We start from the raw sequence: 14677 nt of genomic DNA, 5'->3' as shown, positions 1-14677 counted from the left end.
GCCACGTGCCGCGCGCCGCGCGTCAGATCCGTACGCCTCGTGCCCGCAGATAGGCGATCGGGTCGACGTCGCTGCCGAAGTCGGGCCCGGTCCGCACCTCGAAGTGCAGGTGCGGGCCCGTGCTGTTGCCGGTGTTCCCCGAGCGGCCGATGCGCTGGCCGGCGCCGACGTGCTGGCCGTCCTTCACGGAGATCGCCGACAGATGGGCGTACTGGGTGTAGCGGCCGTCGGAGTGCCGGATCACCACCTGATAGCCGAAGGAGCCGCCCCAGCCGGCCGTGACGACCTGCCCCGAGGCGACGGACTTCACGGCGCTGCCGGTCGGCACGGGGAAGTCGACGCCCGTGTGGTAGCCCTTCGACCAGGAGGACCCGGAGGCCCGGTAGGGCGTGCCCTGGGAGGCGTTGACGGGGGCGACGAAGGAGACGGTGGACGACGGCTGCTCCCTGTCGGGCTGCTGCTCCTTCCGCTCCTTCTTCTGCTTCTCCTTCTGTTTCTGCTTTTGCTTCTGCTTGTCGTCGGATACGTCCGAGCCGCCCTTCGGCGCGCGCAGACTCAGCTTCTGCCCGGGCCTGATCAGGTCGGGGTCGGCCCCTATGGTCTTGCGGTTGGCCTGGTAGATCCCGCGCCAACCGCCCTTGACGTCCTGGGAGTCCGCGATCTCGGAGAGCGTGTCACCGCGGACGACGGTGTACATCTCGACCTTGCCCGCCTGTGACTGGGGCGTCCTCTCCGGTGTGACGTCCTCGATCGTGCGGGTCGAGCCACGGCCACCGGGGTCGATGTCGGGGCTGTCGCCGCCCCGGGTGAGCCCGGCGCGGTTCGAGCACACCGGCCAGGCGCCCGGGCCCTGTCCGTCGAGGACCTTCTCGGCGATCGCGATCTGCTGGTCCTTGGTGGCCAGGTCGGCGCGCGCGGCGTAGGCGGTACCGCCGTACGCCTCCCAGGTGGACTGGGTGAACTGGAGACCGCCGTAGTAGCCGTTCCCCGTGTTGATGTTCCAGTCGTTGGTGGACTCGCAGGCCGCGACCTTGTCCCAGGTGTCGACGTCGGCCGCCTCCGCGGTTCCGGTGGCGATCAGCGGGAGCGCCATTCCGGCGCCGCCCGCGGTGACGGTGAGTGAGGCGCGGTTGATCCTGTTCGGCTGGTACCGGCGGTGCCGGCCGCGTACGGCCATCGAGAAGCCCCCCTCGCATATGCCATGAAGTCGCAAAAGTAAGCGCCGCGAACCGGCCATGACAAGACGGCAATTCAGCCGCTCCAGTCCCGCTGGTGGCGGGTAATCGTCCTGATCCGGCGCGTAAGTTCCCCTGTCCGGCGCGCGAGTCATCAAGGGCGGCGCACAAAGGGCACGAGGACGCGCCCCATGGGGGACGGGTGGACCTTCCGTCGCGGCAGGTGGCGGGCCCGGCGGGGCGGGTGGGGTTCAGAGGCAGGTGGGTGTTCATTTGAGGCACGTGGGCCTCTTCCCGCGTACTCAAGCACGGCAGGCCGCGCAGCGCGGTCGGGGCCGGTGCACGTCAGGATGACCGGAAGGACAATACTGGCGTGCAGGAACGGCACCACCGATATCAGGATTCATAGGAGCCACACCGTATGAGCACTTCAGCGCAGATCGGCGTCACCGGCCTCGCGGTCATGGGGAGCAATCTCGCCCGCAACTTCGCGCGCAACGGCTACACCGTCGCCGTCCACAACCGCACCCCGGCCAAGACGCACGCGCTGGTCCAGGAGCACGGACACGAGGGCGACTTCATCGCGGCCGAGACCGCCAAGGAGTTCGTCCAGGCTCTGGAGCGGCCCCGGCGTCTGGTCGTCATGGTGAAGGCGGGCGGCCCCACGGACGCGGTGATCGAGGAGTTCGCCCCGCTCCTGGAGCCCGGCGACATGATCATCGACGGTGGCAACGCGCACTTCGCCGACACCCGCCGCCGTGAGGCCGCACTGCGTGAGCAGGGCATCCTCTTCGTCGGCGCCGGTATCTCCGGCGGTGAGGAGGGCGCGCTCAACGGCCCGAGCATCATGCCGGGCGGCCCCGCCGAGTCGTACGACTCCCTCGGTCCGATGCTGGAGAAGATCTCCGCGAAGGCCGCCGACGGGGCGCCGTGTGTGACGCACGTCGGTCCCGACGGTGCCGGGCACTTCGTGAAGATGGTCCACAACGGCATCGAGTACGCCGACATGCAGCTGATCGGTGAGGCGTACCAGCTGCTGCGCGATGTCGCCGGGTACTCCCCCGCGCAGATCGCGGAGATCTTCCGCACCTGGAACACCGGGCGGCTCGACTCCTATCTGATCGAGATCACCGCCGAGGTGCTCGCGCACGTGGACGCCGCCACCGGGAAGCCGTTCGTGGACGTGGTCGTCGACCAGGCCGAGCAGAAGGGCACCGGCCGCTGGACCGTGCAGATCGCGCTCGACCTGGGGGTGCCGGTGTCCGGTATCGCCGAGGCCGTCTTCGCGCGGTCGCTGTCCGGGCACGCCGCCCTTCGGGACGCGTCGCGTGCGCTGGCCGGGCCGAAGCCGACGCCGCTGAGCGCCGCCGAGGCCGGCGCCTTCGCCGACCGGGTCGAGCAGGCGCTGTACGCGTCCAAGATCGTGTCGTACACGCAGGGCTTCCACGAGATCGACGCCGCGCGCGGTGAGTACGACTGGGACATCGACCTCGGCAAGGTCGCCTCGATCTGGCGGGGTGGCTGCATCATCCGGGCGGCCTTCCTGGACCGGATTCGCGCCGCGTACGATGCCCGGCCCGATCTGCCGAGCCTGCTCTCCGACGAGGGGTTCGCCCAGGAGATCGCGGCGGCGCAGGACGACTGGCGTGAGGTGATCGTGGCCGCGACGCGTCAGGGGGTGGCCACGCCCGGGTTCTCGGCGGCGCTCGCGTACTACGACGCGTTGCGGGCGGAGAGGTTGCCTGCGGCGCTTACGCAGGGGCAGCGGGACTTCTTTGGGGCGCACACGTATCGGAGGGTTGACCGGGAGGGGTCGTTCCACACGTTGTGGGGTGGGGATCGGTCTGAGGTCGGCGCCTAGGGGGGAGGGGGTGCGGGATCGTTGGCGGCTGCGGGATCGTTGTGGCTGGTCGCGCCCACGCGGCGGAGCCGCAATCAATACAGCCCCGCGCCCCTAAAGGTAAGTTGATGCGGCCCGGCGTGGGAAAGTCACGCCGGGCCGCTGTTTGTCTGCCTTCCATCTCCTACGGGAACAGCACTCCCCGCCTTACGTCAGCGGCCCTGGTGTCGGTTCTCCGGGGACCGGGTCCGGGCCCGGGGGTTTGGGGATGGGGTCCGGTTCCGGGACGGGGTTCGGGGGTGGGGTGGGGAAAGGCTCCGGGCGGTCGGGGCCCGGGCCGGGGGTGGGGCCTGGCTTCACTGGGTCCGGGTCCGGGTGTGTCATGACGTCCTCCAGCCAGTACGACATCGGCCATGGACTTGTGTCACGGGTACCCGGTGGGCGCACTCCTACTCACCCGGTCGCGCGTGCCACCTCCGCCGCGGCGGCGAGACCCGGGCGGGGGCTGGACAGGACCGGGATCGCGGTCGTGGTCAGCCGCTGGGCGGGGGTCAGGGACGCCTGGGCCAGGACGATGGCGTCGGCGTCGGTGATCGCGTCGACGGCTGTGGCCACCGCTCGGGCGTAGCCCTCGGTGTCGCCCGCCCGGAAGAGGGGCCATGCCTCGTCGAGGAGGACCGTGCGGATCTCCACCGGGCCCGTGGCCTCCTCCTCGATCAGGGCGACCGTCGGGGCCAGGGTGCTGTGGACCGTGGCCAGGACGACGATGCGGGGGCCGGTGGCCACGGCGGCCGCCGCCATCGGGCGGTCGACCCGGAGCACGGGCACCCCGGGGTCGGCCGCCTCGGCGACACCGCCGATGGACGAGCAGGTGCACAGGATGGTGGTGGCGCCTTCCGCGACCGCCCGGTCCAGCAGCGCCCGCACATCGTCGGTGACCGAGTCGGGGCCGTCGGTCCCGGCACGCGTCAGCAGGTCCTCGGCGACGAAGTGGCGCAGCTCCAGACCCTGGTGGTGTTCGTCGCGGAGTGCCTCGAAGACCGGGATGTGGAGGGGGGAGGTGTGCAGCAGGGCGAGCATCGGGCTCCTGAGGAGTTGTTCGGGGTGGCGGGCGTCGGGGTCCTCAGAAGCCGTCGGGGTGGGCGATCAGCCAGCCCTTCGCGGCCCGCAGCAGCTCCGGGGCCACGGCCGGGGCCTCCTCCGGGTGCCGCTCGGCCCACTTCACGACGTACGGGCACAGGGGCGCTACGGCGATGCCCTCGCGTGCCGCCATGCCGTACAGCTCCCGGGTGAGGGAGCCCGCCACGCCCTTCCCCTCGTGTGCGGGCTCGACGATGGTGTGGACCGGGACGAGTGCGCGTTCCGGGGCTTCGAGGACGAAGTACTGGATGTGGCCCGCCAGTTCGCCTGCGCTGCTGCCTCCGCCACCATCACCGCCTCCGCCACCGTCACCGCCTCCGATGAAGGCCTCCAGGCGGCCGTCCGCCCTGTCGTCGCGGATCTCCACATCGCTCATGAGGCGCTCCTCGTCATCGGGCTGCGCCGCTGGTCGGAGCCCGGTACCGGCTCGGACGGGTCCGCGCCCAGGGCCACGACGCGGTTGTCGCGGTCCACGTGGACGACCCTGGGCTCCAGGGTGCGGGCCTCGGCGTCGGAGACCTGAGCGTAGCTGATGATGATCACCAGATCCCCGGGATGGACGAGGTGGGCGGCGGCACCGTTGATACCGATGACTCCCGAGCCGCGCTCGCCCTCGATGACGTACGTCTCCAGACGGGCGCCGTTGGTGATGTCGACGATGTGGACGAGTTCGCCGGGCAGGAGATCGGCGGCGTCGAGGAGATCCGCGTCGATGGTCACCGATCCCACGTAGTGCAGATCGGCCTGGGTGACGGTGGCGCGATGGATCTTGGACTTGAACATGGTACGCAACATCGGGGCACTCCCACAAGTAGGCTCCCTGCCTGCATTTTTGCAGGTCAAGGGCTGTTTCCACACCCTACAACGAGTCGCATGTTCGGGCAGCTTTCCCTAGGTTTTTCAGGACTCATGCTGACCGAATGCTGACTTTCCTGACGATGCATCAGACGCCGGGAGGAGCACTCGGGGCCGCCCTCACTCCCCCGGGGTACCCCTCACGAACGGCCGCGATCAGCGTACGCAACGGCTCCCGAAGACTCTCGTGACGCTCACCACAGCAGGGCTCGACCACCCGGCCATCAGGTCGAACAAGATCCGTCATCTGATCCGGCGGCGCGCAACATAGCCGCACATCGCCGGTTAGCCAAACCGGCGTTTCCTCTGATTATTGTTTCGCCCTCGCAGTGACGCTTGGCGGTGGCACGCGGCGGGCGCCACCCACCCACAAGAAACCAATGTCGAGCCGAAGTCCCAATTGAGCTTCCGGCCGATGGCGAGGAGCAAGCCGATCTTGAAGCCACCCAACACTGCCGACGAAGTCTCCCTCCGATCCATTCCGCAGACCGATCGCCGCCGAGTGGAGCCTGTCCTCATTGACACGTCCGAGGTTGCAAGGCTGCTCAGCATGTCCACCAGCTGGGTCTACCGAGAGGCTTCGAAGCTTGGGCTGAAGGGTTACAAACTGGGCCGTGGCAGGAATGCCAAGGTTCTCTACAAGAAGACCGACGTCCTCAAGTGGTTGGAGCAGCAAAGGATCCACTAGATCCGCGCCACGACCCTCAAGCAACAGGCAGTGGGCCAGTCGCCGCCCAAGGCTCCGGAGAGGACGGCGTCACGCGAGAGCCAGCCAGGATCCGACTTCACGGAATGTGCGTACAGGCGTCCACTGCCGAGAGCGCGCTGAAGAGGGCGGAATCAGCCTCTCTGCCCCGACCCCAGGTCGATTGTCAGTGGCGTCTGTCAGGGTATGCGCAATGCGTGGCGAGACGAGGGGCGGCATAGGTGTTTCAGCGCGATGGCTCAGGCGTATCCGAGTCATTCGATCTTGATTCATTAACCGTGGGTGACCGCCTGCGACTGTTCAATTTCACGCAGCGTGATGATCCTTTGGCATATCTGTGGGTGCTGCGGGCGATGAACGTGCTCCGGGCCGTTCACCAGCTGCAGGTCCACCCCGACGACGTGGCGAACGCACTGAACGAGCTCGCGATAGCGCACGACGAGGTGGCGTCCGCCGCGGACTTGAACCTGCGGGGCATGCTCGACAACCTCTCCTCGGACAATGAGCAGGTTCTCTACCGGGTGGAAGACCCGTTGCGTTGCGGCAATCTGGCCGCGTACCGGAACAGGCAGTCGGTCTACCAGTTCACGGAGATCGGCTACCGCGTCTACTGCGCGGTGGAAGAGGTCATCGGATCCCGGGTACAGGACGCGAACCTGTCGCGGCTGGTGTTTGCCGACATCCTGGCGGACTTCAAGGCGCTGGCGAGTGCGAACCGGGAGGGCGACCAGGACGAGGTGTATCGCAAGCTCGCCCGGCTCGACAACGTGCTGGAGGACATGACGCAGCGAGCGGCACGCTTCTACCTAACCCTCAACGATGTAGCGCGTACGACGGACGTCTCCCCGGAGACGTTCCTGCGGTACAAGCACGCGCTGCTGGCGCACATGAGTGAGTTCACGGCAGAGCTAGAGCGCTACGCGCCCCGGCTGGCCGAGGCTGTGTACGAGGTGGAAGACAGCGGGGTGGAGACGCTGTTGGAGCGGGCCGCCGCGGTGGATGAACGGCCGATGATGCGGCCGACCGTGCGGCTTGAGGACTGGCGGCGGCGGTGGATGGGGCTGCGCCAGTGGTTCTTGGCCGACGGCTCTGGGGAGACGAAGGCCGCTCAGCTGCAAGGCTCCACTCGCACGGCCATCTCAGGGGTCATTGCCCTGCTGCGGCAGGTGACGGAGTCACGCCGAGGAGGGGTGAGCCGGACCACCCAGCTGCGGCATCTGGCTGCCTGGGCGGCGGCTGCGCCGGACGAGCAGGCGGCGAACGCGCTGGTGTCCGCCGCTTTCGACCTGCGTTCGGTGCGGCATCTGTCGGGTGCCCACGACGACGATGACCAGATTTCGCCACGAGCGACGTGGTGGGATGCGCCCGGTGTGGAGATCAGCATCAGCCTGTTCCGGCATGGCAAGCGGCCTGCGCCGGGCGGGCCGCAGCCAATCCGGACGCCTCGTGGCGCGCACGCCCGGCTGCGAGAGCAGCAGCTGGCGGATCGGGCCGCGGACCGGGAGGCCGCCACGGATCTCCTGGACCACGGTCCCCACGACCGGGTACTGAACAAGGCAGAGACCCGAGCCGTGCTCAAGCTGCTGACCCGTGCCCTCCAGGCACGAACCGTCGTCGCGGGACGACTGCGTTCGGGGACCGGCAGCAGCGACGTGCTGACGCTGCGTCTGGTCCCGAACGAGCGCGGCAGCCAGCTGCGGACCGAGACCGGCACACTGCACCTGCCCGGCTTCGCCCTGGAGATCAAGCCTCACGGTGCGATGCGCCGGCGCCGAACGGAGAAGCCCTGATGCCTGCCCATCGCGTCGCCGCTTCGGTGGAGCCTGCGGACCTCGGCTCGTACCAGCAAGCTGCCCGGCTCATGCTGTTGCACGGCGTTGTCACCGAGAGTTATCCCCGAGCCAAGGCCCTGGCTCTGGTGCTGCAGTGGTCAGACGAACTGGCCAAGGACTTCCGTGACTTGTTCGGATACTCCTTACAGACAAGCGCCCGTCACGCACGGCTGCTGCGGCGGCTGGATGCTTTCGATGCCAGCCAGGCGTTCCTCACGGTGAAGAGCAAGAGGCCCTTCGACCGGCGGCGACTGGCCTACCTGTGCCTGATCCTGGCCTGCTTGCACCGGTCACGCATCGAGATCAACCTCGCCGATCTCGTCAAGCTGCTCACACCGTCCGCCAACGCGATCGAGCACCTGGGCTTCGATGCGACCGCGCCGGGCCACAAGGACGCAGTCGTGGATGTGATGGACTGGCTTGTCGACCGGGGTGCGCTGCGGATCTCCGATGGCTCCATGGAGGACTGGGCCCGTGACCACGACCGCGGCGATGCGCTGTTCGATATCGACCACGACACCTGCGCGGCGCTTTTCAGGCCGAACAAGCCGCTGCAGCACCTGGTCAGCGCTGCCGGCCTGCTGGACACCCCGACCGTCGGCACCGGACGGGACCCTCGTCGGCGGTTTGCTGCCCAGCGAGCTCGCCGACTGCTGATCGAGTACCCGGTGGTCTATTTCAGCGACACCGACGCGGAGACGGCCATAGCGCTGCGCCAGCCCACCCTGGCGGAGGACATCGCACGGCTGACCGGATTGCCGGTCGAGCGCCGCGCCGAGGGGATCATGCTCGTCGACACCACAGGGCACTTCACTGACAAGCGATTCCCCGGCCGCGGCGGGGCGGTCAACCGCACGGCAGGGCTGATGCTCGCAAAGATCGCGGACTTGCGGGAAGACCCGGACCGGGCCGCCAGTCTTCAGTACCTCCTGCCCCCCCGGACCAGGGGAGGAACAAGCGGACCTGCTGAGCCGCATCGACATGGCCCTGCCGCAGGCCGGCACGCTCGCAGCCTTGGCGCAGGACCCGCATGCGGACGCTGGTTGGCACGTGGACGAGGCCGATCCGGACGTGCCGGTGCATGAAGGGCAGACGGGCCTGCCTTTCGTGGAACACGGCACGTTGGAGCAGATGATCAACGAGCTCTACGAAGAGTTCGGCCCCTCCTCCTTCACCAACAAGTGGCAGGCCGACCCCGGCGGCCTGTTGGCAGAGGCGGTCGCGCTCCTGGCCGATCTACGCCTGGTCCACATCGTCCCCGGCGGGATCCTGGTCCGGCCCGCGGCCGGCCGCTACCGCAACATCACCGCCGTCTTGCCGCGCCCCGCGCACGGCCAGTTCGCTCTCGACTTCCCCCTTGAGGACACCTCTCGATGACTCTCATCCCTCACTCCCGCACCGCTGACGAGTCGGAGGTTCGCTTCAAGCCCACCCGGGCCGGGGTGATCGGCCTTTGGGACTACACCGACGAGGAGTTCGTCTTCGCCGCTGGCCGACTGGTCCTGCGGGGGCACAACGGCTCCGGCAAGACCAAGGCCCTCGAAGTGCTGTTCCCCCTCGTGCTGGACGGTGTCCTCGACGCAAGGCGTCTTGATCCGTTCAGCGGCGAGGAGCGGACCATGAAGTCGAACCTGCTCTACAAGGGGCAGGAGTCCGCCTACGGCTATGTGTGGATGGAATTTGCCCGCACCGACCCGGACGGGGAGGTCCTCGAAGCCGTCACCGTGGGGATCGGCATGCGGGTGACCAAGGCGATGTCCACGCCCGCCCGCTTCTTCTTCGTCACCGACGGCCGAGTCGGCATCGACTTCGGCCTTCTGGACGGCGCCTCGCGCCCGCTGCGGGAGAAGGCCCTGGAGACGCTGCTGGGCAAGAAGGCCATCTTCGATACAGCGGAGGCGTATCGGGAAAAGATCGATGACCGGCTGTTCGGGCTGGGCCGTGAGCGCTACAGCCAGCTGGTCAGCCTTCTGCTCCAGCTGCGGCGCCCGCTGCTGGCCAAGGATCTTGACCCGGTCAAGCTGTCCGACACCCTTACCGCCGGCCTGCGCCCCGTCGACGATGACCTCATCCTGCAGGCCGCCCGCGACTTCGAGAACCTCGCCGAGATCCAAGCGCTCCTCAATGCCTTGACGGGGGCGGATACCGCGGTCCGTAACTTCCTTCGCGAATACACCACTTACCTGCGCGCCCATGCCCGTGACCGCGTCGACCACGTCACCGGGCGCATCCAGGACACGGCCGCCCAGTGCGAGAAGATCAAGGAAGCCGCGCAGGACCGCCGCACCTCGGAGCAGCAGCTGGCTTCCGCACAGCAGGAACGGGATACCGCCGAACGCCAGTGCAACGAAATCGGCGCCCGCCTGGCCGAGTACAAGAACCACGACGCCATCAAGCAGCGGGACGGGCTCAGAGAACTGCGCGAGCGCGTACGCGCAGAAAGCCGGGGCATCGCCGACAGCGAACGCCACCTCAACCAGGCCCAGAAGAGCTTGGCGGCCCTCAAGGGGGAGGCGGAGCGCGCTGTCCAGCGGCATGACGAGCTCAGCAAAGCGTCCTCCAGGCACACCCGCAACCTGATGGACGCCGCGCGCCGCTGCGGCATCCTGCACGACGACGCCACGCTGGATCTTGGTGCCGAACTGGACGCAGACGTGGCCGGTCGCGTGGCCGCGCGGCGCAGCGAACTGGAGGACGTACTCGCCCACCTCAGCGCTTTTGAGGATGCCAAGAAGGATCAGGACCGCGAGCAGGACCACTGGGACGCGGCCAGCGGTGAGCTGACCGAGGCCGAGCGGCAGTCCGCAGTAGCCGCCGAGCAGCTCGAGACCGCCCGCACCACGGCCAGTCAGGAGCTGGACGAATTCATCAGCCGCTGGAGCAGCGGCGACGGCATCGCGGTCTTGGCTGCCACCGACGGTGACGCGCTGCGCGCGGCCATCGACGCCGTGGGGGAACCAGAAGCGGCCCCACTGCCGGAGGTGTTTCATTCCCTCACCGACCAGCGCCGCACTATGGCCATGACCCGCGTCGAGACCTTGAAGCGGGAGCACAGGGACGCTGCGGATGCTCTGCGCAGCAGGCAGGATGAGCGCGACACCGTGGCCGCCGAGGCCGACGACGCGCCCCCACCCAGTGACCTGCGCCCTGCCAGCCGCGTTGACCGGCCCGGCGCTCCGCTGTGGCAGCTCGTGCGGTTCGCCGATCACATCCCCGACAACCACGCAGCCGCCGTGGAGGGCGCCCTGTATGCGGCCGGCCTGCTCACCGCCTGGCTGCACCCCGACCCCGCACTGACCGACCAGGCGCTGCACGACAAGGTCGCCGACGCCTATCTGCGCCCGCTGCCTCCTGCGCAGCGTCCGAGCGGACGCTCCCTGGCCGATGTACTGGTCGTCGAAGATCAGCAGTCCGTCGATGCCGCGGCCGTCCAGGCGGTCCTGGCATCCATCGCAATCACGGACGACATTCCTGCAACGGGCGACGCGCTGTTCCATCCCGCAGTCACGACGGGCTCGCACTTCTGCCTCGGCGTCCAGATCGGCGCGCATCCCAAGGACCAGCCGGAGTACATCGGGGCCACCGCGCGAGCCGCTCGTCGGCGCGAACGGCTGCGCCTGCTCGACGAATCCATCGCCGCCCTGGAGACTCAGCTCGCCGACATCGAACAACGGCAGCGGTACGCGCAAGAAGCATTCGACGACTTCGACCGCGCCAGGAACGAGCTCCCCCGCACCCAGCCGATCACCGATGTGGTAGGCGAGGTGGCCGTGGTGGCGGAGAAGGTCGCCGGCGCCCGCCGCCGCCTCACCGAGACCCGCAAACGGCTCGACGGGGCGATCGCGCGCGCCCATGAGAAGAACCGGCAGCTTCGGCAGGCCGCCACGGCCGCACGGCTGCCCACCGTCCGTGAGGAACTGAACAACTTCGCCCAGGCCATCGGCGACTTCGCCGACGCCGGCAAGGCGCTCTCCACCTGCCGTGAGCAGGCCGACGCCGCCGAGCGCGACATCGCCGGCCGCAGAGGGATCATCGCAGCGCACACGGAGTCCTGCGCAGAACAGGCGGAGGCGCTACAGGCGCGCAAGGATGAGTTCGCCGTTCAGGAGGAACGTCTACACACCCGGGAAGCGACGCTCGAAGCCCCACTTCAGAAGATTCTGCAGCAGATCGCGGACGCGGAGGAGCAGCTCGCCGCGGCACAGCAGACGTACGGCCGTGCGAAGAAGGACGCCGAAGATCAGCGAGACCGGCTCCTGAAGGCTGACCATGCCCTGGAGTTCGGGCGTACAGTGCTGGCCACGGCCGTGGCTGAGCAAATGCGCACCACGCTCACGCTGGAGCCGTATGCCCGGCCCGACCTTCTCGGCCTCCTCGAAGCGAACGCCGAGACCGTCTGGCTGCCGCACGACATGTGGCCGAGCCCCGAGCAGGCAGTCCAGGCCCTCATGGACAGCCTCACTTCGCCCAACACTTCCCTCACCAGCACGGAGGCCGCCCAAAACGTCGTCCCCACATCCGTCGCCTCCCTGATCAACGCGCTCGACGAGGCGACCCGAGGCCGGCCGATCACCGCGAGTCTCCTGAAGACCGTGACAACCAAGATCTCTACTGCTATCACCGCGCTGGAAGCAGCCCTGCTGGAGTCCGATCAGGGCTACCTCTTCGAATGGGAGCCGGCCGGTGACATCATCCTGGCCCGGGTCACCGACAGCGAAGGACCGGCTCCCGTGGCGGACTTCGCCCGCCGCCTGGCCGAACAGCTCGCCGATCAGAGCGTGCTGCTGGAAGACAAGGAACGGACCGTCCTGGAGGACGGCCTCCTGACGGGGCTGGCCGAACAAATCCACGACCGCACCGTCGCTGCCCGCGACCTGGTCAGGAGCATGGACGCCGACACCCGCTCCAAGCCGATGTCCTCCGGCACGACGGTGGGCATCAACTGGGTCGTCTCCGACGCACTCACCGACTCCCAGCAGGCCGTCAACAAACTGCTCGACAAGGACGCCTCCGGTCTCGGCCCGGCCGGACTGGCCGAACTCCGCTCCCACCTCCGCAGCCAGATCCGCGCCAAGGCCGCTGCCGACAAGAAGAGGAGCTACCAGCAAGTGATCGCGGAAGTCCTGGACTACCGCGCCTGGCGCAAGTTCGAGCTCCGTCTGTTCCGGCCGGGCATGAGCGAAGAGGAGCGGAAAAAGGGAGAACTGCTCACCAAGGCCAAGCACAGCGTGATGTCCGGCGGCGAGAAGTCCGCCTCCATCCACCTGCCGCTCTTCGCAGCCGCCCACGCCCAGTACAGCTCCGCGTACCCCACCTGCCCACGGCTGATCGCCCTCGACGAGGCATTCGCCGGCATCGACGAGAAGTACCGCCCCGACCTGCTCGCCCTCACGGCCAAGTTCGACCTCGACCTGTTCATGACGGGTTACGACCTGTGGATCACCTACCCAGACGTACCGCAGATCTCGCACTACGACATGAAGCACGACGAGGCATCCCACACCGTCTCCGCCATGCTGCTGGTCTGGGACGGCGAACAGATCCTCGATGACCTCGAGTACCCCGGATCCGACGAGCTGGCCGCCGAACTCCTCGGCTTCACGCCCCGTCGGCACATTCCCGCACAAGTAGGACTGCTCGCGGACATCCCCGATGACGAGCCGACGAACGACGATGCCGAGGAATCGGAATGACCGGGTCAGCAGAGGCATACGAGCGCTACCGGGCCCCCGAGTTCCGGCGGCTCCTGGCCGCTGCCCGGCGCTCGCTCGAACGCAACAGCGGCGAGATCAAGGGCTCCATCGGCCTGGCCAACCCGACCACGGCCGAGCGCAACGCCATCATCGGCATCACCGGTACGTACCGGTCCGCCGACGTCCGCCGCATCACCATGCCCCTCTCGGCCCTGGAGGAGAGCGTCCGTAACGTCACGGGCATGTCGCTCCGCGATGTCCTCGAAGGGATCGGCCCCAGGCTGCGCTTTCGCGCCGATGAGCGGACCGCGCTCGACCAGGCCCGGCAGACGATCCTCGTTGAGGGCGAGGCCAGCCCGCTGCACGCCGAGCACTCCTGGTACCGGCAGTGGCTGGGCGGCCTCGCATCCGACGGCACGATCACCGCACTGATCAATAAGAAGGACACCCGTCTCTTCAGCCAGGCCGTCCGGGTCCTGGAATACCTCTGCAACCGGCCCGGCGACTCTCCACCGATCATGCTGCCCGCCTTGGCCGACGCCACCACAGGAGACACCAAAGCCCTCAACCCCGGCCGCGGCTCTCTACCGACCCTGGTCCTGCGGGCCCTGGCCATGGCACGTGGAATCCCACTCGAACCAGGAGCCGAGGCCCGGCGCGAGCTGTGGGACGCCTTCGACGTCATCGTCGACGACCTCGCCAGCCGTGTCCTCGTCCTCAACCTCCCCGCCACCGGCCAGGGACTGGGCCAGTGGCTCACCGACGCCGCCCGCTACGGCACCCCCTTCCACGTCACCCTCCACCAGCTCATCACCCTGCCGATCACCGTGAACCTGCCAACGGTGTACGTATGCGAGAACCCGGCTGTGCTCCGCCGTGCCGCCGGTGAGCTCGGTGTCGGCAGTCCGCCGCTGATCTGCGCCGCGGGTCGTCCCTCTACCGCCTTTCACCGGCTGGTGCGACTGATCGTCGAAGCTGGCGGTACCTTGCGCTATCACGGGGACTTCGACTGGCCCGGCATCGACATGACCAACCAGCTCCGCGCCCGCTACCAGGCCGAACCCTGGCGGATGAGCGCCGCGGACTATCTCAGCGCGGTTCGCGCCGACAGCGATCACGTCCCCCTGAGCGGCAAGGCACAGGACACTCTCTGGGAGCCAGGGCTCGCTGAGGCCATGAAGCGGGAGAACCGCGCCGTCTATGAAGAGGCCGTCGGTGACGTCCTGCTGGATGATTGGAAGGGCCCTACCAGAGCAGGAGGCGATGGGCAAGCGACGCCCTCACGAACAGCCTGACAACACCCAGGGCCGGAAGCTGACCCGCCGACGCCATTCCGAGACAGAGCACGTCAGCATCGCCCGCCAGAGCCATGCGCACAGGACACAGGTGCTCCTATAGGAGCGTCAACGGGCGGCCTAGGTAATTGGGTTGCTGAG

The 14677-nt window shown here is 68.2% G+C and carries 11 protein-coding genes; 7 read left to right on the top strand and 4 right to left on the bottom strand.

Going from position 1 to position 14677, the window contains the following annotated elements; genetic code table 11:
• Nucleotides 1-22: 22 nt before the first annotated feature.
• On the bottom strand, nt 23-1177 hold the full coding sequence (locus ACWD4G_RS35805; RefSeq protein ID WP_451301073.1) for a transglycosylase family protein: 1155 nt from the start codon (nt 1175-1177) through the stop codon (nt 23-25).
• A gap of 419 nt (nt 1178-1596) precedes the next feature.
• Between ACWD4G_RS35805 and gndA the strand changes: the two genes are divergently transcribed.
• Nucleotides 1597-3036, top strand: coding sequence for an NADP-dependent phosphogluconate dehydrogenase (gene gndA, locus ACWD4G_RS35800; RefSeq protein WP_451301071.1), 1440 nt, complete (start codon nt 1597-1599; stop codon nt 3034-3036).
• A 432-nt stretch (nt 3037-3468) separates the two neighbouring features.
• On the opposite strand, the gene ACWD4G_RS35795 is transcribed toward gndA, so the two are convergent.
• From ACWD4G_RS35795 to panD, 3 genes are read right to left on the bottom strand one after another with little or no spacing between them, the layout of a single operon-like run.
• Nucleotides 3469-4095 (bottom strand): arylsulfatase, encoded by a 627-nt coding sequence (locus ACWD4G_RS35795; protein WP_451301069.1) that lies wholly within the window; start codon nt 4093-4095, stop codon nt 3469-3471.
• 43 nt (nt 4096-4138) lie between these two features.
• Nucleotides 4139-4531, bottom strand: coding sequence for a GNAT family N-acetyltransferase (locus tag ACWD4G_RS35790; RefSeq protein ID WP_451301067.1), 393 nt, complete (start codon nt 4529-4531; stop codon nt 4139-4141).
• Nucleotides 4528-4950 carry an aspartate 1-decarboxylase gene (gene panD / locus ACWD4G_RS35785; RefSeq protein WP_451301065.1) on the bottom strand — a complete coding sequence of 141 codons (423 nt, stop codon included), beginning with the start codon at nt 4948-4950 and terminating at the stop codon, nt 4528-4530. Before panD ends, ACWD4G_RS35790 begins: the two co-directional genes overlap by 4 nt.
• A 475-nt stretch (nt 4951-5425) precedes the next feature.
• On the opposite strand from panD, the gene ACWD4G_RS35780 reads away from it, so the two are divergent.
• The 6 genes from ACWD4G_RS35780 (at nt 5426) to ACWD4G_RS35755 (ending at nt 14536) form a co-directional block, all read left to right on the top strand.
• The gene (locus ACWD4G_RS35780) at nt 5426-5698 is read left to right on the top strand and encodes a helix-turn-helix domain-containing protein (protein WP_451301063.1); all 273 of its coding nucleotides are present in this window, start codon (nt 5426-5428) and stop codon (nt 5696-5698) included.
• A 239-nt stretch (nt 5699-5937) separates the two neighbouring features.
• Nucleotides 5938-7506, top strand: a complete 1569-nt coding sequence (locus ACWD4G_RS35775; RefSeq protein WP_451301061.1) for a TIGR02677 family protein — start codon at nt 5938-5940, stop codon at nt 7504-7506.
• Nucleotides 7506-8633 carry a DUF2398 family protein gene (locus tag ACWD4G_RS35770; protein ID WP_451301059.1) on the top strand — a complete coding sequence of 376 codons (1128 nt, stop codon included), beginning with the start codon at nt 7506-7508 and terminating at the stop codon, nt 8631-8633. The genes ACWD4G_RS35775 and ACWD4G_RS35770 overlap by 1 nt, the downstream gene beginning before the upstream one ends.
• Nucleotides 8599-8925 carry a DUF2398 family protein gene (locus ACWD4G_RS35765; RefSeq protein ID WP_451301057.1) on the top strand — a complete coding sequence of 109 codons (327 nt, stop codon included), beginning with the start codon at nt 8599-8601 and terminating at the stop codon, nt 8923-8925. Before ACWD4G_RS35770 ends, ACWD4G_RS35765 begins: the two co-directional genes overlap by 35 nt.
• Nucleotides 8922-13241 (top strand): TIGR02680 family protein, encoded by a 4320-nt coding sequence (locus ACWD4G_RS35760; protein ID WP_451301055.1) that lies wholly within the window; start codon nt 8922-8924, stop codon nt 13239-13241. Before ACWD4G_RS35765 ends, ACWD4G_RS35760 begins: the two co-directional genes overlap by 4 nt.
• Nucleotides 13238-14536 (top strand): TIGR02679 family protein, encoded by a 1299-nt coding sequence (locus ACWD4G_RS35755; RefSeq protein WP_451301053.1) that lies wholly within the window; start codon nt 13238-13240, stop codon nt 14534-14536. The genes ACWD4G_RS35760 and ACWD4G_RS35755 overlap by 4 nt, the downstream gene beginning before the upstream one ends.
• Nucleotides 14537-14677 lie beyond the last annotated feature (141 nt).

Source organism: Streptomyces sp. NPDC002643 (assembly GCF_053592555.1).
This window is presented reverse-complemented; position numbering and strand designations above follow the sequence as displayed.

Coding starts and splice junctions, on each gene's coding strand:
- ACWD4G_RS35805 (WP_451301073.1), bottom strand. CDS start 1,177: ATGGCCGTACGCGGCCGGCACCGCCGGTACCAGCCGAACAGGATCAAC.
- ACWD4G_RS35795 (WP_451301069.1), bottom strand. CDS start 4,095: ATGCTCGCCCTGCTGCACACCTCCCCCCTCCACATCCCGGTCTTCGAG.
- ACWD4G_RS35780 (WP_451301063.1), top strand. CDS start 5,426: ATGGCGAGGAGCAAGCCGATCTTGAAGCCACCCAACACTGCCGACGAA.
- ACWD4G_RS35790 (WP_451301067.1), bottom strand. CDS start 4,531: ATGAGCGATGTGGAGATCCGCGACGACAGGGCGGACGGCCGCCTGGAG.
- gndA (WP_451301071.1), top strand. CDS start 1,597: ATGAGCACTTCAGCGCAGATCGGCGTCACCGGCCTCGCGGTCATGGGG.
- panD (WP_451301065.1), bottom strand. CDS start 4,950: ATGTTGCGTACCATGTTCAAGTCCAAGATCCATCGCGCCACCGTCACC.
- ACWD4G_RS35755 (WP_451301053.1), top strand. CDS start 13,238: ATGACCGGGTCAGCAGAGGCATACGAGCGCTACCGGGCCCCCGAGTTC.
- ACWD4G_RS35760 (WP_451301055.1), top strand. CDS start 8,922: ATGACTCTCATCCCTCACTCCCGCACCGCTGACGAGTCGGAGGTTCGC.
- ACWD4G_RS35770 (WP_451301059.1), top strand. CDS start 7,506: ATGCCTGCCCATCGCGTCGCCGCTTCGGTGGAGCCTGCGGACCTCGGC.